Annotated in this window: 17 protein-coding genes, 1 pseudogene and 1 riboswitch; of the genes and pseudogenes, 5 read left to right on the forward strand and 13 right to left on the reverse strand. The window is 71.8% G+C overall.

Annotated features, from left to right (window positions below):
- The coding region (locus AOK16_RS00755; RefSeq protein WP_157859041.1) for a glycosyltransferase 87 family protein at positions 1-835 on the forward strand (835 nt) is incomplete at its 5' end.
- Here the strand turns inward: AOK16_RS00755 and AOK16_RS00760 are convergent.
- The 5 genes from AOK16_RS00760 to AOK16_RS00780 form a co-directional block, all read right to left on the reverse strand.
- On the reverse strand, positions 771-2,036 hold the full coding sequence (locus AOK16_RS00760; RefSeq protein WP_079100915.1) for a hypothetical protein: 1,266 nt from the start codon (positions 2,034-2,036) through the stop codon (positions 771-773). The genes AOK16_RS00755 and AOK16_RS00760 overlap by 65 nt on opposite strands.
- Positions 2,037-2,112: 76 nt before the next feature.
- A complete protein-coding gene (locus AOK16_RS00765) occupies positions 2,113-3,165 on the reverse strand; it encodes a C40 family peptidase (RefSeq protein WP_055470234.1) in 1,053 nt (350 codons plus the stop codon).
- A 238-nt stretch (positions 3,166-3,403) separates the two neighbouring features.
- Positions 3,404-4,429, reverse strand: a complete 1,026-nt coding sequence (locus AOK16_RS00770) for a C40 family peptidase (RefSeq protein ID WP_055470235.1) — start codon at positions 4,427-4,429, stop codon at positions 3,404-3,406.
- 287 nt (positions 4,430-4,716) lie between these two features.
- The gene (locus AOK16_RS00775; protein ID WP_055470236.1) at positions 4,717-6,078 is read right to left on the reverse strand and encodes an NYN domain-containing protein; all 1,362 of its coding nucleotides are present in this window, start codon (positions 6,076-6,078) and stop codon (positions 4,717-4,719) included.
- A gap of 15 nt (positions 6,079-6,093) precedes the next feature.
- Positions 6,094-6,333 (reverse strand): hypothetical protein, encoded by a 240-nt coding sequence (locus AOK16_RS00780; protein ID WP_055470237.1) that lies wholly within the window; start codon positions 6,331-6,333, stop codon positions 6,094-6,096.
- A gap of 148 nt (positions 6,334-6,481) precedes the next feature.
- On the opposite strand from AOK16_RS00780, the gene AOK16_RS00785 reads away from it, so the two are divergent.
- The gene (locus AOK16_RS00785) at positions 6,482-7,267 is read left to right on the forward strand and encodes a rhomboid family intramembrane serine protease (RefSeq protein ID WP_055470238.1); all 786 of its coding nucleotides are present in this window, start codon (positions 6,482-6,484) and stop codon (positions 7,265-7,267) included.
- Entirely contained in the window at positions 7,264-7,545 is a 282-nt protein-coding gene (locus AOK16_RS00790; RefSeq protein WP_055470239.1) for an Lrp/AsnC family transcriptional regulator, read from the forward strand. Before AOK16_RS00785 ends, AOK16_RS00790 begins: the two co-directional genes overlap by 4 nt.
- Before the next feature lie 257 nt (positions 7,546-7,802).
- Here the strand turns inward: AOK16_RS00790 and AOK16_RS00795 are convergent, their stop codons facing one another.
- The 6 genes from AOK16_RS00795 to ctaE all read right to left on the reverse strand — a co-directional run bounded on the left by AOK16_RS00795 (position 7,803) and on the right by ctaE (position 15,299).
- The gene (locus AOK16_RS00795; protein WP_079100916.1) at positions 7,803-9,338 is read right to left on the reverse strand and encodes an aminotransferase class V-fold PLP-dependent enzyme; all 1,536 of its coding nucleotides are present in this window, start codon (positions 9,336-9,338) and stop codon (positions 7,803-7,805) included.
- A 209-nt stretch (positions 9,339-9,547) separates the two neighbouring features.
- A riboswitch (SAM riboswitch) is annotated at positions 9,548-9,665 on the reverse strand.
- Between the two features lie 200 nt (positions 9,666-9,865).
- Entirely contained in the window at positions 9,866-10,933 is a 1,068-nt protein-coding gene (gene trpD, locus AOK16_RS00800) for an anthranilate phosphoribosyltransferase (protein WP_055470240.1), read from the reverse strand.
- 183 nt (positions 10,934-11,116) lie between these two features.
- Complete coding sequence (qcrB, locus tag AOK16_RS00805; protein ID WP_055470241.1) at positions 11,117-12,742, reverse strand: cytochrome bc1 complex cytochrome b subunit; 1,626 nt, start codon at positions 12,740-12,742, stop codon at positions 11,117-11,119.
- Complete coding sequence (gene qcrA / locus AOK16_RS00810) at positions 12,739-13,809, reverse strand: cytochrome bc1 complex Rieske iron-sulfur subunit (RefSeq protein ID WP_055470242.1); 1,071 nt, start codon at positions 13,807-13,809, stop codon at positions 12,739-12,741. The genes qcrB and qcrA overlap by 4 nt, the downstream gene beginning before the upstream one ends.
- Entirely contained in the window at positions 13,806-14,615 is an 810-nt protein-coding gene (gene qcrC, locus AOK16_RS00815; protein ID WP_055470243.1) for a cytochrome bc1 complex diheme cytochrome c subunit, read from the reverse strand. The genes qcrA and qcrC overlap by 4 nt, the downstream gene beginning before the upstream one ends.
- A gap of 63 nt (positions 14,616-14,678) precedes the next feature.
- Positions 14,679-15,299 (reverse strand): aa3-type cytochrome oxidase subunit III, encoded by a 621-nt coding sequence (ctaE, locus tag AOK16_RS00820; protein ID WP_055470244.1) that lies wholly within the window; start codon positions 15,297-15,299, stop codon positions 14,679-14,681.
- Positions 15,300-15,434: 135 nt separating this feature from the next.
- On the opposite strand from ctaE, the gene AOK16_RS00825 reads away from it, so the two are divergent.
- A complete protein-coding gene (locus AOK16_RS00825) occupies positions 15,435-15,836 on the forward strand; it encodes a response regulator transcription factor (RefSeq protein WP_055470245.1) in 402 nt (133 codons plus the stop codon).
- Positions 15,837-15,958: 122 nt separating this feature from the next.
- On the opposite strand, the gene AOK16_RS00830 is transcribed toward AOK16_RS00825, so the two are convergent.
- Both AOK16_RS00830 and AOK16_RS00835 read right to left on the reverse strand, forming a co-directional pair.
- Entirely contained in the window at positions 15,959-17,206 is a 1,248-nt protein-coding gene (locus AOK16_RS00830; RefSeq protein ID WP_055470246.1) for a L,D-transpeptidase, read from the reverse strand.
- Between the two features lie 110 nt (positions 17,207-17,316).
- Positions 17,317-17,715: a cytochrome c oxidase subunit 4 gene (locus tag AOK16_RS00835; protein WP_055470247.1), complete on the reverse strand. Its 399-nt coding sequence runs from the start codon at positions 17,713-17,715 to the stop codon at positions 17,317-17,319.
- On the opposite strand from AOK16_RS00835, the pseudogene ctaF reads away from it, so the two are divergent.
- Positions 17,712-17,852, forward strand: a pseudogene (ctaF, locus tag AOK16_RS24995) (aa3-type cytochrome oxidase subunit IV); the annotation flags it as partial. The gene AOK16_RS00835 and the pseudogene ctaF overlap by 4 nt on opposite strands.
- Positions 17,853-17,873 lie beyond the last annotated feature (21 nt).

Raw genomic sequence — 17,873 nt, forward strand, 5'->3', positions numbered from 1 at the left:
GGCCGTCGCCGCGCTGCTCGCCCTGCGGCGCCACCCGCGCACGGCGGGAGCGCTCGCCGCCTTCGGCGCGCTCCTCAAGGTCTGGCCCGTCCTCCTGCTGCTGGGCACCGCCCGAGGCCGCGCCACGCGCGCGTGCTGGACGGCCGCCGCGGCCACCGCCGCCGCGATCACCCTCCTGTTCACCGCGGCCATGCCGGGCGCGCTCTCCTTCCTGACCTCCCAGCGCGACCGCGGCACCGAGGTCGAGTCGCTGGGCGCGCTGGTCTTCCACGTCGCCCGCCACTTCGGCTGGGAGGGCCGCACCCACTTCAGGTACGGCTCGGTGGAGTTCGCGGGCCCGTACGTGCCGGTGGTCTCCACCGCCGCCCTGGTCCTGAGCGTGCTGGCCCTGGCCTGGCTGGCACTGTGGCGCGTACGGGCCGTGGACCTGGGCCCGAACGCCGCGGGCGACGCCGCGTTCGCGGCAGTGCTGCTCTTCACCACCACGAGCCGGGTGATCAGCCCGCAGTACCTGCTGTGGCTGGTCGGCCTGGCGGCCGTGTCCGTGACCTTGCGCGGCGCGCGCCAGGCGCTGCCCGCCGGGCTGGTGCTCGCGGCCGCGGCCGTCACCCTGCTGGAGTTCCCGGTCTTCTTCGCCAAGGTCGTCGCGAGCGATCCGCTGGGGATCGCGCTGCTGGCCCTCCGCAACGGGCTCCTGGCCGGCGCGGCGCTCGTCTCCTGCCGCCGCCTGTGGCACGACACGGTCACCGTCCCCCGCCGCGCCGGGCAGGTCACGGAGCCGGCGCGAGCCGTGCCCCCAACTCCCGCTCCGCATAAGCCCGCCACCGCTCCGTGAACTCCTCCGGCGAGAGGCCGAGCACCTTGCGCAGGGCCTGGTCGGCGGGGGTGTCCCGGGCAGTCCGGTAGAGCTCCCGCAGCCGTTCCTCCCCCCACTCCGCCGCGATCATCCGGCAGGCCAGCCAGCTGCTCTCGTACGCGGTGGCGAGGCGGTCGCCACCGCCCGTGAAGCCGAAGTCCTCGTCGGCCGGGAGGCGGCGGAGGTGATCGGCCAGCTGCCCGGTGGCGGCCGCGCGGCCGAGCTCGGGGGCGACCTCGCGGGGCGCGCGGCCCGTGCCGCGGTAGGCCGCCCAGTCGGCGAAGCCCTCGGACAGCCACAGCGGGGTGGTGGGCGAGGTGGACGCGCGCGTGGCGACGTGGGTCGTCTCGTGGGTGAGGACGACCTGGCGGCCGAACGGGCTCAGGCCGCCGTACGCCTCGGGGTTGACGATCACCCGGTCCGCGGGGGCCTTGCCAGAACCGCCCGCCTCACCGGTCGTCACGGCGGCTATGGCGCGGTACCCGGCGGCGGGCGCGCCGAGCAGCTCGCCCATGCCGTTCAGCGACGGCGGTACGAGGACGACCACCCGCCGTACCCACGGGCCGCGCCACGCGGCATCCGCAGCGGGGACGGCGCGGCCGGCGGTCCGCGCGATCTCGCGCAGCCGGTCGGCGTCCTGGCCGGCGCCCAGTACCAGCGCGCGGTCGCCCCTGACGGCCGTGACCGCGCCCTGCTCCCACAACTGCCGGGCGGGGGCGGTGCCGTCGGGGGAGCGTGAGGACTCGGCGGCGAGGTACCAGCGGCCGTCGCGCTCGACGGCGGTGAGGCGCTGGGGTACGTCGACGGGGGCCGTGTCATAGCCCTTGATCCGGTACCGGAGCCGGGCCTCGACGGCGAGGCGCCGGGCCTCGCCGGTGGCAGGCGGGAGGTCGTGGGTGCGGGTGATCCGGTAGCCCCACTCGTCTATCGGCACGTCGGCCAGGTTCCGGAACACCTGCCGCTGGTGGGTGCGGAAACCGTCTGCCCGTGGGTCGGCGGCGGCGAGGAATCCGCCGGGGTTCCGCTCGGTGACGGCGGATGCTCGCCGGTCCAACACGCGTTGTACGGCTGCCCGGTCGCCACCGGCGGGCCCGCCGGTCCCGTCCCCGGCGTCGCACCCGGTCGCCAGCGCGACCAGCACCGCACCCACCAACGCCCACACCCTCGCCCAACCCACCACCCACCGATCGTACGGCGGGCGGCGGGGCACGGCGTGGCGGACGCCGTCGCCGCGGGCCCGGTCGGAGGCCTACCGGTCAGACCCTGGTCGCCATCGCGCCCGGGATCATGCCTACCGGGTCGTAGCGGACCCTCGCGCCCGGGTAGGGGGCGTGCACCACCTGGCCGTTGCCCACGTACATACCGACATGACTCGCGTCACCGCGGTAGGTGATCAGGTCGCCGGGCCGCGCAGCGGAGACCGGCACCACGCGCCCCGCGTACCGCTGCCCCTGGGACGTGCGCGGAATCGCCACCCCGGCCTGGGCGTACGCCCATTGCATCAGCCCCGAGCAGTCGAACCCGCCGGGACCGGCCATCCCCCACACGTACGGCCGCCCCACCGCCTGCCGGGCCGCTGCCACCGCCGCCGCGGCCCGGGCCGAGGACGGCCCCAGGCCGCTCCCGAGGAGATCCGCGAAGGCCTCGTCCCCGCGTCCGGCCGAGCGCGACGCCCGGTCGTACAGCCCTCGCTCCCCCGGCGCGAGCGCCCCCAACAGCCGCTGGGCGGCCGCCAGTCGGCGCTCGACGGCCTTCTTGTGGCGTGCCACTTCCGCCCGGCTGCGCTCCAGCTCGTCGAGCTTGTGCCCGGCCTCGTCACGCTGCTGCCGCAGCGAGCGCTGGGCGGCCTGGAGGGCCCGCAGCCGTACGGCCTGCTGGTGGCCGATGCGGCCGAGGGTGGCGGCCTTGTCGAGGTAGCCGTCGGGGTCCTCGGAGAGGAGGAGGGCCAGGGCGGGGTCGAGACCGCCGGAGCGGTACTGGGCGCCGGCGAGCCCGGCGAGCCCGTCCCGCATCCGGTTGACCCGGTCCTGCCCGCGCGCCACCCGGTCGCGGATCCGCTCGACCTGGCCGTGGAGCCGGTCGCGGCGCTCGTCCGCCGCGTTGTACTTCTCGGTGGCCCGCTCCGCCTGCTCGTAGAGCCGGTCCACCCTCGGCAGCACATCGGCGGGGGTGCCGCGCGGGTCCGCGCCCGCGGGGGTGGCTCCGCTGGACAGTGCCGCGGCGGCGGTCGCGGCCGCGGCGGACAGGACGGAGACCCGGGTCGTCCGGGCCGAACCGGACGACGGTGTGGGACGGCGATGGGACGCCACTGAGGACGCACTCCCTTCCGCTGGTGGCCCCGCCCGCCGGGGGCGGCGGATCAGGGACCGAGGACTAGCGGGCAGAGAGTAGCCGCGTGATCGCGGAGCGTCCAAAGCCGTTGCCGCGTACGGAAAGTGACGCCCCGCCGGAGACGCAGGTCACCGGCGGGGCGTGGGAGAAGCGAGGGTTCGGCGATTCCCCCGGATGGGCGGACCGGCGGGGGCCGGCGGACCCGTACGGGAGAGGTCAGACGCGGACGCCGAACTGGAACGGCATGTTGTTGATCGACTCGTACCGCACGGCGGCACCCGGCTTGGGCGCGTGCAGGATCTGGCCGTTGCCCGCGTACAGGCCGATGTGGTGCAGGTCGCTGTAGAAGAGCACCAGGTCGCCGGGCTTGAGGTCGCCCTGGCCGATCCGGGTGCCCGCGCCCGCCTGGGCCTGCGAGGTACGCGGCAGGGAGACACCGGCCTGCGAGTAGGCCCAGGAGGTGAGGCCCGAGCAGTCGAAGGAGCTCGGCCCGGTGGCGCCCCACACGTACGGGGAGCCGATCTTGTTCTGGGCGGCCTGGAGGGCGGCACCGGCGCGCTGCGAGACCGGCAGGGCACCGCCGAGGTCCACGCGGATGTTGGAGCGGTTGGCCCGCTCGGCCTCTTCGGCCTGGAGCGCGGCGCGCTCCTTGGCCGTCAGGGAGTTGAGGAGCGCCTGGGCCTTGGAGAGCTTGCCCTGGATCTCTTCCTTCTTGTCGCCGAGCGCCTTGCGGGTGTCGGCGAGCTCGTCGAGCTTGTCCGCGGCCTCCTGGCGCTGCTGGGCGAGCGAGCGCTGCTTGTCTGCGATCTTGTGGAGCGCGTCGGCCTGCTTGGCGCTCAACTGGTTGAGCGTGGACGCCTTGTCGAGGTAGGTGTCCGGGTCGGAGGAGAGGAGCAGCTGCATGGACGGGTCTATGCCGCCGCTGCGGTACTGCGCGGTGGCCATCGAACCCAGGCCGTTGCGCAGCTCGTTGAGCTCGCCCTGGCCGCGGGCCACCTGGTCCTGGAGCTTGTCGACCTCGTCCTCGAGCTTCTGCTGCTTCTCCTTGACGCCGTTGAACTTCTCGGTCGCCGCCTCGGCCTCTTCGTAGAGCGCGTCGACCTTCGCCTTGACCTCTTTCTTGGTCGGCTTCGGGTCGGCGTGCGCGGCCTGGGACGTGAGGGCGACGGCTGCGGCGGCGGTCGCGGTGAGCACGGTCACGCGAGTGCGGCTCGGCTGCTTGGGTCGACGGTGGGACGCCACGCGGGCGATCTCCTTCTTCCTCCAGCCGCCTGCCGGGTGAGTTGAGGGGTGAAGCATCCCCGGACTCGGCGGGACCTCCGCTGACATCCCCGGTGGATGATCAACCGCGCGAAGGTTCGAAGCCCGACCTTAGTGACCTTCTTGTGATCGGTTCAAATCCTGATGAGAAAAAAGTGTTTCGAGCGCGGATTCTTTACTCAGTTCACACGGGGTGTAATGAGCACCTGACGCAACGCTGATATCAATACGGGCAATGGCCCCATGAGTCACAGCCGAGCCAAAAGGGTTCAGGTGCGCGAAAGCCGCTTCAGCAGCAGGGCCGCGGCCACCGGCCGGGCGCCCGCGCGCGCGACGCCGTCGGCCACCTCGCGGTCGCTGGAGACCACGACGACCGGCCGCCCCGGCGGCTCGGCCCGTACGAGCCTGCGGATCAGCTCGTCGGCGGTCTGGCCGGGCTTGCTGAACAGGACGCGGACGCCGCGCGGCGGCGCGAGCAGGACGGGCGCGGCCAGTTCGGCCCCGTCGAAGACACAGGTCATCTCGGCGCCGGTCTGGGCCGCGAGCACCGCGAGCCCGCCCAGCAGCCGCAGCCGCTGCTTCTCCAACGGCATCGTCGGATAGCCGGTCTTGGTGACGTTGTAGCCGTCGACGACCAGGTGGGACTGGGGCAGCGCGAGGAGTTGGTCCAGCAGCGCCGGGTCGGTCTCCGACAGGGCCCGGCTGGCGATGTCCTTGGGGGTCATCCGCCCCGGCTCGACCGCCTCGACGGTGTCGGCGGGGTGCATCGAGGCGGGCGGCAGGGCGAGTTCGCGCCGCAGCCCCTGCGCCGCGTCCAGCACGGTGTCCAGCAGCAGCCGTACCCGCATGTCCTCGACGCTGCGCCCCTCGCGGGCGGCCCGGCGGCTGGCCTCCAGGGCCGTCTCGGTCTCCGCGAGCCGGGACTTGAGGCGGCGCGCCTCGGTGTCGGCGGTCGACTTCTCCGCCGCGGCGGCGGCCCGTACGGACTCCAGCTCGGCGGCGGCCTTGCGCAGCGCGGCCTCGCCCCGGCGCACATCGCTCTCGGCGCTGCGCAGCTTGCGTCGCAGCCGGTCGCCTTCCTTGCGGGCGGCGGCCAGGTCCGTGCGCATCTGCTCGGTCTCGCCGCGGGCGGCGGTGCGGGCCTCGGCCAGTTCCTCGCGCAGCCGCCGGAGTTCGCGCGCGGCGTCCTCCTCGGCGCGCTCGGCCTGGGCGCGCTCGGCCTCCTCGCCCGCGGCGGCGACCAGCTCGACCCAGCCGGCCGGGCGCAGCACGTACGCCGCCGCGGCCACGTCCAGCGGGTCGGCGGCGGCCGGCGGCGGGCCGGACTCCAGCGCCTCGGTCAGCTCGGGCTGCGCCTCGCGCAGCTTCTCGGCGATGCGCTGCCGGAAGAGGGTGTGGCTCTCCAGGGCGGCGGCCATCGCGTTGCCCGCGAACTTGGCCCTGCGGGTGGGGGTGAAGCGGGCGTACTGCCGCAGCTGGGTGGGGAGTTCGGCCATCGTCAGACCGCCGAAGGCGTCCGCGGTGAGCGCGACGACCCGCCGCCGCACGCCCTCGGGCAGGGGGCGGTCGAGCACCTCGGCCGCGCCGGTGGCCTCCTCGGCCTCTCCGCCGCCGCTTTCGCTACGCTCCACCACCGGTCTCCGTTCTCACGCCTTCGCGCCCGGACGGTCCACCAGCTCGATCTGGTCCACCGCGTTGCACCAGCGGCACCGAACCGATTCGATCGTCTCGCTGACGACCTCGCGCTCCTCAACCGCCGGCGCCCCCGCGAGGTCCAGGTGCACGTACTCCACGGCCTTGGTCGTGCGGGTCACGTCGAAGCGCGTGAGATTGCCGCACAGCGTGCAGCGCCAGCGGGTCGTGTCCGTCGGCTGGGGAACGCCCATGGTCCGTCCTCGGGTGTGGTCCTCGGTTACCGGTGCTTGCCCGTAACCCTACGGCCTGACGGGTACACGGCGCCGAGCACGGGCGGACGGGTTCGGTCCGGCGAGGCGCGATGGGCAGGTTGGTCCGGTTACGCCATGCTCTGGTCCCATGATCCGCACAGCGAGCGCCTCGCGCAGGGCCCGGGCGGCGGTGAGGGCGGCCGCCGGCGGGCCGCTCGTGACGTACGCGCTGATCGCCCTCTGCTCCCTGGTCTTCCTCGCGGGCCCCGCCTCCGGGCTCAACCCCTCCTACGGCACGGGCACCGAGCTGCTGGCCGCGCAGGCGGCGCACTTCGAGCGCTGGGGCGTGATCCCGAGCCGGCTGCTCGCCGGCTCGGCCGAGGCCCTGCTCACCCCGCTGACCGCGCTCTTCGTGCACGGCAGCTGGCTGCACCTGCTGGGGAACCTGCTGTTCCTCTTCGTCTTCGGGGGGATGGCGGAAGGACGCATGGGGCGCGTGGCGTACGCGCTGCTCTATCTCGCGACCGGCTACCTCGCCCTGGTCGCGTACGCGCTGGCACACCCCAACTCCGGCCAGACGCTGGTGGGCGCCTCCGGGGCGATCTCGGGGGTGCTGGGCGCGTTCCTGTGCCTGCTGCCGACGGCCAGGGTGACGAGCCTGTTCCCGTTCCTGTTCTTCCTGCCGCTGCGGTTCCCGGCCTGGATCGTGCTGGTCTTCTGGTTCGCCCTCCAGTGGCTGGCCGCGCGCACGGCCACCGTCCAGCCGGGAGTGGCGTATCTGGCCCACCTGGTGGGGTTCGCGCTCGGCTTCGCGGCCACCTGGGCGCGCTACCGGGGGCGCCGCGGCGCCCGGCGGCCGCGCGGGGCGGCTCCGGGTGGGAGGACTAGAGTGAGCAGCGCAGCCAGGGCGAGCGAGGGAGACAGCCAGCCGTGATCACCGCGATCGTGCTCATCAAGACCAGCGTGGACCGGATTCCCGAGATCGCCGAGACGATCGCCGCGCTGGAGAGCGTCAGCGAGGTCTACTCCGTCACCGGCACCTACGACCTGGTGGCCATGGTGCGCGTGGCCCGCCACGACGACCTGGCGGACGTCATCCCGGGCCGCATCAGCAAGATCCCGGGCGTGGAGGCCACCGACACCCACGTCGCGTTCCGCACGTACTCCCAGCACGACCTGGAGACGGCTTTCGCCATCGGCCTCGACGCGTAGGCGCCTGCCGCTGGGCACCCACGCCTGCCACCGGCACCCGCGACGAGGGCGCCCGGCCGTCACGGGCGGGACCGCCGCGTCCTGTTGGTGCCACCCGCCGGATCCCCCGGCTGCGGCGGATCCTCTTCGCGGCAGCGGCATTCCGCCCGCTCGCGACGGCGGGAACCCTGGTGACGTGGCCCGGATGGGAGCGCTCCCTCAGCTACCGCTGGGGCCACCCCCACCCAGGGGAGCCGAACCGGCAGCGACCCGGAATGCTAGACCGCCGCCGCCTCGCCGCGGTCCGGCACGCAGCGGCCGTCCTCCGTGCGGTAGTTCCAGCGCGCGCCGTCGCGGACGAGCTCCCGCACCGCCCCGAGGAACCGCTCCACGTGCTCGTCGGGTGTGCCCGCGCCGAAGCTGACGCGAATGGCGTTCAGGGCCCGGCCCTCGGCCGTGGAGACCCCCGCCTCGCCTCGCCCGCCCGGCGCCGCATCCGGCGCCCCGCACTCCCCTGGCTCCTCGGAGTGCCCGCCCAGCAGGGTCCGTACGAGCGGGTGCGCGCAGAACAGGCCGTCGCGCACCCCGATCCCGTACTCCGCCGAGAGCGCGGCCGCGAAGTGCGAGCTGTTCCAGCCCTCCACCACGAACGAGATGACGCCCACCCGCGGGGCGTCATCTCCGAACAGCGACAGCACCCTCACCTCGGGGACCTCCGCGAGCCCTTCCCGGACCCGGGTGACGAGCCGCTGCTCGCGCTCGACCAGCGTGCCGAACCCGGCCTCGGTGAGCGCCTTGCAGGCCGAGGCGATCGCGTAGACACCGATGACGTTCGGCGAACCGGCCTCGTGCCGGGCGGCCGTGGTGTGCCACTCCACGTCCACCCCGCCGTCCGCGCGCCGCGCGACCTTGCGGCTGGCGCCGCCGCCCGCGAGGTACGGCTCGGCGCCGGTCAGCCAGTCGGCGCGTCCGGCGAGGACGCCGGAGCCGAAGGGCGCGTACAGCTTGTGCCCGGAGAAGGCCACCCAGTCCACGTCCAACTCGGCGATGTCCACCGGGTGGTGGGGCGCCAGCTGGGCCGCGTCGAGCACGATCCGCGCCCCGTGCGCGCGCGCCGCGCCCGCCAACTCCCGTACGGGCCACAGCTCACCGGTGACGTTGGACGCTCCGGTCACGCACACCAGCGCGGGACCGTACGGCTCCCGCGCCGCGAGCGCGCGCTCCAGCGTCGCGACGGCCTCGCCCGGGGTGCGGGGCGCGTCGAGGCAGCTCACCTCGACGCCCTCGCGCCGCTGCCAGGGCAGCAGCGCGGCGTGGTGCTCGGTCTCGAACACGAACACCCGGGTGCCGGCGGGGAGTACGGACGCCAGCAGGTTGAGCGAGTCGGTCGTGGAGCGGGTGAAGACGACCTGGTCCTCCGCTCGGCAGCCGAGGAACTCGGCGACGGCGGCGCGGCTGCTCTCGAACAGGTCGGTGGACAGCTGCGAGAGGTATCCGGCCCCTCTGTGCACGCTCCCGTAGTACGGCGCGTACGCCGCCACGTCGTCCCACACCCGCCGCAACGCGGGCGCACTGGCCGCGTAGTCGAGCGCGGCGTACGCGACCTCGCCCCCGGTCACCAGCGGGACCAGGACGTCGCTGCCCAGGACGGGCAGCGGGGCGTCGGCCTCGGGCACCGCACAGGCAGGCTCCGCGGAGGCGGAGTCGACTGTGACGGACTCGACGGTGGTGGAGTCGACTGTGACGGGCCGGGCGGTGACGGGCTCGACAGCGGCGGGCTGGGTGGCGATGGCGTCAACAGGGCGCACGGGCATGGCGAATTCTCCCGGTGATTGGCGAAACGGCTTGGCGCACGCACGCCGCGCGGAGCCGCCGGCGTGCGGAGGAGACGTCTCGACGGACGGTCACCGGCGCCCGGGGCGGGCGGCCGTGCCGAACGGAGACTGCGGGAAACGGGCCGCGGGCCCTAGCGCATTCGCTGGCTCACTGAAGAGCTCCCTCGAGACCAGGATCCCTGGCGAGGGATCCGCGCTTGCCGCCGGCCTCTCTGCCTGCGACCTGGTCTTCACCCGGGGCACCCCGCCACGGACGGAGGGTTGCCGGACAGCGGGCCGGGGCCTGTGTCGCTGTCACTCATGACCTGCCACGAGTATGCCAGCCGATCACCGCCCCGCAACACGGTGTCCGCATCGCGGGACAGCGACCCCGGCCGCCGAACTCCCACCGGTTCGGCACGGACTCGCCACCGGATCGACCACCGGACGCCCTACCGGACTCCCCGCCGCTCCCTCCGCCGCCCCCTCCGTCGACCCTCCGGCCGACCTCAACGGCCGTACGGGCGCTAGCCGTTGCTCGCCCCGACCCAGCGCTCCAGCGTCCGCCGGGCCGCGCCCGAGTCGATCGACTCGGCGGCCTCCGCCATGCCCGCCGCGATCTGCTCGGTCAGCGGCGCGTCCGTCGGCCGCAGCGCGGCCAGCGCCGCCGCCGAGTTGAGGACCACCGCGTCCCGTACGGGCCCGGTCTCGCCCGCCAGCAGCCGGCGCGCGACATCCGCGTTGTACGAGGCGTCGGCGCCGCGCAGCGCCTCGACCGACACCAGGTCGATCCCCACGTCCCGCGGGTCGAAGGCCTCCCGCCGCACGGCCCCGTCCCGTACCACCCACACCTGCGAGGTGGCGGTGGTCGTCAGCTCGTCCAGGCCGTCGTCGCCGCGGAAGACGAGCGCGGAGGAGCCGCGCTCGGCCAGCACACCGGCCAGGATGGGCGCCATCCGGGCGTCGGCGACGCCGGTGGCCTGTGCGCGGACTCTGGCCGGATTGGTCAGCGGGCCGAGGAAGTTGAAGAAGGTGGCGATGCCGAGCTCGCGCCGGGTGGGCGCGGCGTGGCGCAGCGCGGGGTGGAACTTCACCGCGAAGCAGAAGGTGATCCCGGCCTCCGCGGCCACCTCGACGATCCGCTGGGGCGTGAGGTCGAGGTTGACGCCGAGCTTCTCCAGCACGTCGGAGGCGCCGCTCGCGGAGGAGGCCGCGCGGTTGCCGTGCTTGACGACCTTCGCGCCGGTTCCGGCGACGACGATCGCCGACATGGTCGAGATGTTGACCGTCTTGGCCCGGTCGCCGCCGGTGCCGACGATGTCCACGCTGGGCCCCGGCACCTCGATGGTGTTCGCGTGCGCGTACATGGTCCGTACGAGCCCGGCGACCTCCTCGACCGTCTCGCCCTTGGCGCGCAGCGCGACCGCGAACCCGGCGATCTGCGCGTCGGTGGCCTCCCCCGACATGATGCGGTCCATCGCCCACGCGGTGTCATCCCCACCCAGGTCCTCGCCGCGGAGCAGCTGCGACAGGACGTCGGGCCAGGTGCGGGCCGCCGCGCCACTCTCGCCACCGGCTGGGGTCACACGGGCCATGGTCCGCTCCTGGATCTCATGTGGACTGGGACAACCGCCGCCATCCGCGGCTCTGCGCCCAGCCTATCCGCGTGTCGCGGGCGCGCTGCCCGCGTGTCCGCACTCCGGAAAAGCCGAGGCCCCGGACCGCTCCCGAAGGGGCGGCCCAGGGCCTCGTGCGGCTCGGCTCAGCTCAGCGTCACGTCAGTGGTGCCCGTGGCCGCTGGTGATCTCCTCGTACTCCTGCGCGGTCGGCTTGGAGATCTGGTTCTCCTTGCCGTAGTAGCCGCGCGAGAACAGCGCCCGCACCTTCTCGGAGCGCTTGATCTTGCGCCGTACGCCGTTCTCGTCGACCTCGGGGCCGATCTCGTGCGGCTCGTACTGGTGGTGCTGGGTGAGGGTGTGCAGCTTCTCCCGCGACAGCGGCTCGTGCACCTCGATGAACTCACCGTGCGGCAGGCGCTTGATGATGCCGGTCTCCCGGCCGTGCAGCACCTTGTCGCGGTCGCGCCGCTGGAGGCCCATGCAGATCCGCTTCGTCACGATGAAGGTCAGCACCGGCACGACGAAGAAGCCGATCCGGCCGAACCAGGTGATCGCGTTGATCGACAGGTGGAAGTGCGTGGCCCAGATGTCGTTGCCGCCACCCACGAGCAGGATGAAGTACACGCTCAGCCAGGCCACACCGAAGGCGGTACGGGTCGGGGCGTTGCGCGGGCGGTCCAGGATGTGGTGCTCGCTCTTGTCCCCGGTGACCCAGGACTCGATGAACGGGTACACCGCGATCGCGGCCAGCACCAGCGGGAAGATCATCAGCGGGATGAACACGCCCAGCGCGAGCGTGTGCCCGGCGAAGTTGATCTCCCAGCCCGGCATCAGCCGGATCAGGCCCTCGGAGAAGCCCATGTACCAGTCGGGCTGGGCGCCGGTGGAGACCTGGTCGGGGCGGTAGGGGCCCAGCGCCCAGATCGGGTTGATCGACGCGATACCCGCGATCACCGCGATGAGGCCGAACACCAGGAAGAAGAAGCCACCCGCCTTGGCCATGTAGACCGGCAGCAGCGGCATGCCCACGACGTTCTTGTTGGTCTTCCCGGGCCCGGGGAACTGGGTGTGCTTGTGGTAGAAGACCAGGATCAGGTGCGCGACCAGCAGGCCCACCATCAGCCCCGGCAGCAGCAGCACGTGCACCGAGAAGAACCGCGGCACGAAGTCCGTACCCGGGAACTCCCCGCCGAAGAGGAAGAACGAGAGGTACGTGCCGACGATCGGCACGGAGAGGATCGCGCCCTCCATGAACCGCACGCCCGTACCCGACAGCAGGTCGTCCGGCAGCGAGTAGCCGGTGAAGCCGGTGAACATGCCGAGCACCAGCAGCAGGAAGCCGAACAGCCAGTTGACTTCGCGCGGCTTGCGGAAGGCGCCGGTGAAGAAGACGCGCATCATGTGCACGAACATGGCCGCGATGAAGATCAGCGCGCCCCAGTGGTGGATCTGCCGGATCAGCAGACCGCCGCGCACGTCGAAGCTGATGTCCAGCGTCGAGGCGTACGCCTCCGACATCCGCACACCCTGCAGCGGCACGTAACTGCCGTGGTAGACCACCTCGTTCATCGCGGGGTGGAAGAACAGCGTCAGGTACACACCCGTGAGGATGACGATGATGAAGCTGTAGAGCGCGACCTCGCCCAACATGAACGACCAGTGATCGGGAAAGATCTTCCGCATGTTGGCCTTGGCCAGGCCGTAGATGCCCAGCCGGCCGTCCGCCCAGTCGGCGATCCGCTCGCCGCGCGGCGCCTGACGCACCGCCGTGTTTTCCGTGCTCATCCGCGCTCCCAGAAGCTCGGGCCGACGGGCTCGTCGAAGTCGCCGAGCGCCTCGAGGTAGCCGTCCTTGTTCACGCCGATCCGCAGCTGCGGGAGCGCGTGACCGGCAGGACCGAAGATGACCCGCGCGCCGTCGGCGAGGTCGAAGGTGGACTGGTGGCACGGGCAGAGCACGTGGTGCGTCTGCTGCTCGTAAAGGCTCACCGGGCAACCCACGTGGGTGCAGATCTTCGAGTACGCGACGATGCCCTCGTGCGACCAGTCGAGCGTGCGCTTGTCCTTGATGTTGTCCGGCTGGATCCGGACGATCATCAGGGCCGCCTTCGCGATCTCCTTCTGGAAGTCGTGGCTGTCCTCCTCCAGGCCCTCGGGCGAGGCGAAGGTCAGCGAACCGACGACGACGTCCTCGGGGCGCAGCGGCTCATGGGTGTTCATGTTGACCAGCAGCTTGCCCTTGCGCCACAGCGTGTGCCGGAGCTTGGTCTCCGGCAGCGGGCCGAGGTCGCGCAGCAGCACCACGCCGGAGAGCGGCACCAGCGCGAGCGCGCCGAACATGGTGTTGCGGATCAGCTTGCGGCGGCCGAAGCCGGACTCCGCGGCGCCCTGCTTGAAGTCGGCCATGACCTTGGCCTTGACCTCGGGGGTGGCCGCGATCGGGTGCCGGTCGTCGGCGGTCTCCACGTCCGACATCAGGGTGCGGGCCCAGTGGACAGCACCCGCACCGATGCAGAACAGGGCGACGCCTAGGGTCACGCCCAGCGCGAAGTTGAGGCCGCTGATGTGGCCGATCGGGAAGATGTAGACGCTCTTGTCGACCGGGATGGCGACGTACGCGGCGATGAACGCCACCGTCGCCAGCATCGACAGCGTGAAGAGCAGCGCGACCGTGCGCTCGGACCGCTTGGCCGCCCGCTCGTCGATGTCCTGGACGCGGTGCTGGTGGGGCGGCAGCCCCGGGTCGGCGAAGGGGTCGCCCGCGGGGGCGGCTACCGCGCCGTGCTCGGCCGATGCCCGCTCGCTCGGCAGGTGTTCTTCGGACACGTCGTTGGGGGATCCAGTCTCACTCATGACTTCTTGGCCTTTGCGGTGTGCGCGGCGACCCAGATGGCGGCGGCGATCATCACGCCGAGGCCGAAGACCCAGCCGAAGAGGCCTTCGCTCACCGGGCCGAGGCCGCCCAGCTCGAAGCCGCCGGGGGACTCGGAGTCCTTGCTGTTGACCGTGTGCAGGTACGCGATGATGTCCCGCTTGTCCTCCTCCGGCATGGTGCTGTCCGGGAAGGAGGGCATCTGCTGCGGGCCGGTCTGCATGGCCTCGTAGATGTGCTTGGGCTCGACGTCGTCGAGTTCCGGGGCGTACTTGCCGCCGGTCAGGGCACCGCCCTTGCCGGTGAAGTTGTGGCACTGCGCGCAGTTGGTGCGGAAGAGCTCTCCGCCGTTCGCGATGTCGGCGCCCGCCGGGTCGTACTGCTCCTTCTTGGGAGTGATCGGGCCAGCGCCGAGCGAGGCGACGTACGCCGCGAGCTGGTCGATCTCGGTCTGCGTGTAGACCTTCGGCTTCTTCGGCACCTGGGCGCCGGGCTGCTGGGCGGGCATCCGGCCGGTGCCGACCTGGAAGTCGACGGCCGCGGAGCCGACGCCGACCAGGCTCGGGCCGTCGGAGGTCCCCTGACCGCCGGTGCCGTGGCAGCTGGCACAGCCGACGGCGTAGAGCTTCTTGCCCTCCTCGATGGCGAGGGACTGGGCGGAGTCTTGCGCCTGCGCCTTGTCCGCGGGCGCGAACGCTGCGTACAGCCCCCCGGTGACCGCCAGCGCGAAGAGTAGGACGACGAGCGCCGCCAGCGGATGGCGCCGTCGTGCGGAGAGCTTTTTCACGGATTACCCCGGTGTCAGGATCTTCTGCGTCGATGCTTCTGGAATGTGCGGGTACGGGCCCGACTACTTGATCATGTAGATCGTGGCGAAGAGGCCGATCCAGACGACATCGACGAAGTGCCAGTAGTAGGACACGACAATGGCCGCCGTGGCCTGTTCGTGGGTGAACCTCCTGGCCGCGTACGTCCGGCCCAGGACGAGCAGGAAGGCGATCAGACCACCTGTCACGTGCAGTCCGTGGAAGCCGGTGGTCAGGTAGAACACCGAGCCGTACGGGTCGGAGGAGAGCGAGAGGCCCTCGTGCTTGACCAGCTCGGTGTACTCGAAGATCTGGCCGCCGATGAAGACCGCGCCCATCATGAACGTGATCACGAACCACATGCGGAGCTTCTTCACATCGCCGCGCTCGGCGGCGAACACACCGAGCTGGCAGGTGAGGGAGGAGAGCACCAGGATCGTGGTGTTCGTGGCCGAGAACGGGAAGTTGAGGCTCTCGGCCATCTCCTTCCAGTGCGCGGCCCCGGTCACCGATCGAAGGGTGAAGTACATCGCGAAGAGGGCCGCGAAGAACATCAGCTCGGAACTCAGCCAGATGATGGTTCCGACGCTGGTGAGGTTCGGTCGATTGACCGACGGGTGCGCGTGCCCGGTTTCTACTGTCGTTGCTGTCGCCACGACCGACATTATGTCGGTCGCTTATCCCGCCCTCACTCCGGGGGGTGCCGTTCGGTGTGTCAGCGCTTCCGACCCCTCCACCACGGCCCCTTTCCCGGAGTAGCATCCGCCCCAACGATCCGAACCCAACGACGCGGAGGAACGATGCGGCCGACCGCCACGGTGCTGGTCTACAGCGACGACGCCAACACCCGGGAGCAGGTACGGCTCGCGACGGGGCGGCGCCCGGCGCCGGGCCTTCCCACCGTCGAGTTCATCGAGTGCGCGACCCAGCAGGCCGTGCTGGACGCCATGGAGGCGGGCGGCGTTGACGTCTGCGTCCTGGACGGCGAGGCGGTGCCCTCGGGCGGGATGGGCCTGTGCCGGCAGCTCAAGGACGAGATCTTCCGCTGCCCGCCCGTACTGCTGCTGATCGGGCGTCCGCAGGACGCGTGGCTGGCGACCTGGAGCCGGGCGGACGCGGCGGTGACCCACCCGGTGGACCCGGTGGAGTTCGCCGACGCGCTGGCGGGGCTGCTGCGCTCCCGCCTGTCCGTCGAGGCATGACGGCCCGCCGCGCACCTCTGCAACTCCCGCGTTCCGCCCGGCTGTTCGGGCCCGTTGTCGGACCACCGGGCGGAGGCGCGGGCCGGACCACCGGCCGAGCCGTGCCGGAGTCGGACCGGAGATCAGACCACTGGGCGGAGCCGGGCCGACTGGGGTGAACCGCCGCCCGGCAGGCTCCCGGCGAGCATGACGGCGCTGCCCTCCTGCCACTTCGCCCAGTCGACGTTCCAGTCGCCGAAGCCGTTGTCGAAGGCCGTCATCATGTCGCCGGTGCTGTTCCGTACGACGACGATGTCGCCGAGTTTCACCGTATCGAAGAACCATTTGGCGTTCTCGGTGCTCATGCCCGTGCAGCCGTGGCTGACGTTGGCCGCGCCCTGCGAGCCGGCCGACCAGGGCGCCGCGTGCACGTACTCGCCGCTCCAGGTGACCCGGGTGGCCCAGTAGACGTCCAGGTCGTACGACTCCGAACTGCCCTCCGCGATGCCGACCGTCTCGCCGTTCATCCGTACGTAGGGTTCCTTGGCGAGGACGACCTTGACCCCGTTGCGGGTGTCGAAGCCGGGCTTTCCGGTGGTCACCGGGATGGTGCGGATGACCTTGCCGTTGCGCTTGACGGTCATCGTGTGGGCGCCGGCGTCGGTGACGGCCTCCAGCCGGTCGCCGATGCGCAGCTTGAGGGCCTTGGCCGGGCCGCCGTAGAGGTTCTTGCCGACCTTGATGCCGTCGAGGGTGGAGCGCACCTGGACGGTGGAGTTGGCGGGCCAGTACTCCTGCGGCCGGTAGTGCAGGGTCTTGCTGTCCACCCAGTGCCAGGCCCCCTCCACGCTGGGCCTGGAGTCCACGTGCAGGGCGCGTTCGACGGTGGCACGGCCCTCGGCGGTCTTGACCGCGTGGCTCAGCTGGGCGGTGACGGGCTGGCCGACGCCGTAGGTGCCGCTGTCCGGGCCGAGGGTGACGCGCAGCGACTTGTCGGCGGGCTTGGTGTCGAAGTCGGCGGTACGCCGGCCGGGGGCGCCGTCCTCGTCCTCCGTGGAGACCCTGACGGTGTAGTGCGCGCCGGCGGCCAGCGGGGAGGTGGAGCGCCAGCGGGAGCCGTCGGCGGTGAGTTCGCCGCGGAGGTAGCGCCCGGAGGCGTCGGTCGCGGTCACGTCCGTTATCCGGCTGTCGCCGCTCTTGGCGGAGATCTCGAGCGGCTTCTCGGGGTCTATTCGACCGCCCTCGTCCTCGTTGAACGATATTTCGTCCGAGGCGTCGTACGGCGTCGCCGACAGCGGGTGGCTGTCGGTGCAGGCGCTCGCGAAGAGCGCCAGCGGGGCTATCAGCAGAGCGCAGCTCGCTGCCGTCCGGATTCGAGGCTTGTGACTCATGCTCACAAGGTAGGAAATATGCCGCTTGTCGGCGCGTCTTGCGCGTACAAACGGGTCGGGCCCGGCAACCTGAAGGGTTGCCGGGCCCGAGGCCGTGCCGTGCGGGAGAGCTACTGGTTCTGGTTCTCGCCGCGGTAGTACTCGAAGACCCAGCCGAACAGGCCCACCATGATGACCGGCAGCGAGAAGTACAGCAGCCACCAGCCGAAGACGACGCCCAGGAAGGCCAGGGCGCCACCCAGGGCCAGGGAGAGCGGCTGCCAGCTGTGCGGGGAGAAGAAGCCCAGGTCGCCGGCGTCGTCGGCGACGTCCGCCTCCTTGTTGTCCTGCGCCCCGGTGTCCACCCGGCGGGCGGTGAAGGCGAGGTAGTAGCCGATCATGATCGACAGGCCGAAGGAGAGGAACAGCGCCGTGGTGCCGACCGGCTCCTTGGACCACACGCCGTACACGATGGCCATGGCCAGGATGAAGACGGCCAGCCAGATGAACATGCGTCCCTGGATCTTCACTTGCCGGCCTCCTTGCCCTGGCCTTCCTGGGCGTCGTCTTCGGCTGGTGGCTGCTGTACTTCTCGCTGCCGGTCATCATGGTGGGCCTGTTCGGCTGGGTCTTCGAGTACTACCGCGGCGAGAACCAGAACCAGTAGCTCTCCCGCACGGCACGGCCT

It is taken from the genome of Streptomyces pathocidini (genome assembly GCF_001418495.1).
GTDB classification, from domain to species: domain Bacteria; phylum Actinomycetota; class Actinomycetes; order Streptomycetales; family Streptomycetaceae; genus Streptomyces; species Streptomyces pathocidini.

Excerpts from the sequence above, each read along its gene's own strand:
- ctaE (WP_055470244.1), bottom strand. The coding sequence starts at position 15,299 with ATGTCGGTCGTGGCGACAGCAACGACAGTAGAAACCGGGCACGCGCAC.
- AOK16_RS00830 (WP_055470246.1), bottom strand. The coding sequence starts at position 17,206 with ATGAGTCACAAGCCTCGAATCCGGACGGCAGCGAGCTGCGCTCTGCTG.
- AOK16_RS00825 (WP_055470245.1), top strand. The coding sequence starts at position 15,435 with ATGCGGCCGACCGCCACGGTGCTGGTCTACAGCGACGACGCCAACACC.
- AOK16_RS00795 (WP_079100916.1), bottom strand. The coding sequence starts at position 9,338 with ATGCCCGTGCGCCCTGTTGACGCCATCGCCACCCAGCCCGCCGCTGTC.
- qcrA (WP_055470242.1), bottom strand. The coding sequence starts at position 13,809 with ATGAGTGAGACTGGATCCCCCAACGACGTGTCCGAAGAACACCTGCCG.
- trpD (WP_055470240.1), bottom strand. The coding sequence starts at position 10,933 with ATGGCCCGTGTGACCCCAGCCGGTGGCGAGAGTGGCGCGGCGGCCCGC.
- AOK16_RS00785 (WP_055470238.1), top strand. The coding sequence starts at position 6,482 with ATGATCCGCACAGCGAGCGCCTCGCGCAGGGCCCGGGCGGCGGTGAGG.
- AOK16_RS00780 (WP_055470237.1), bottom strand. The coding sequence starts at position 6,333 with ATGGGCGTTCCCCAGCCGACGGACACGACCCGCTGGCGCTGCACGCTG.
- qcrB (WP_055470241.1), bottom strand. The coding sequence starts at position 12,742 with ATGAGCACGGAAAACACGGCGGTGCGTCAGGCGCCGCGCGGCGAGCGG.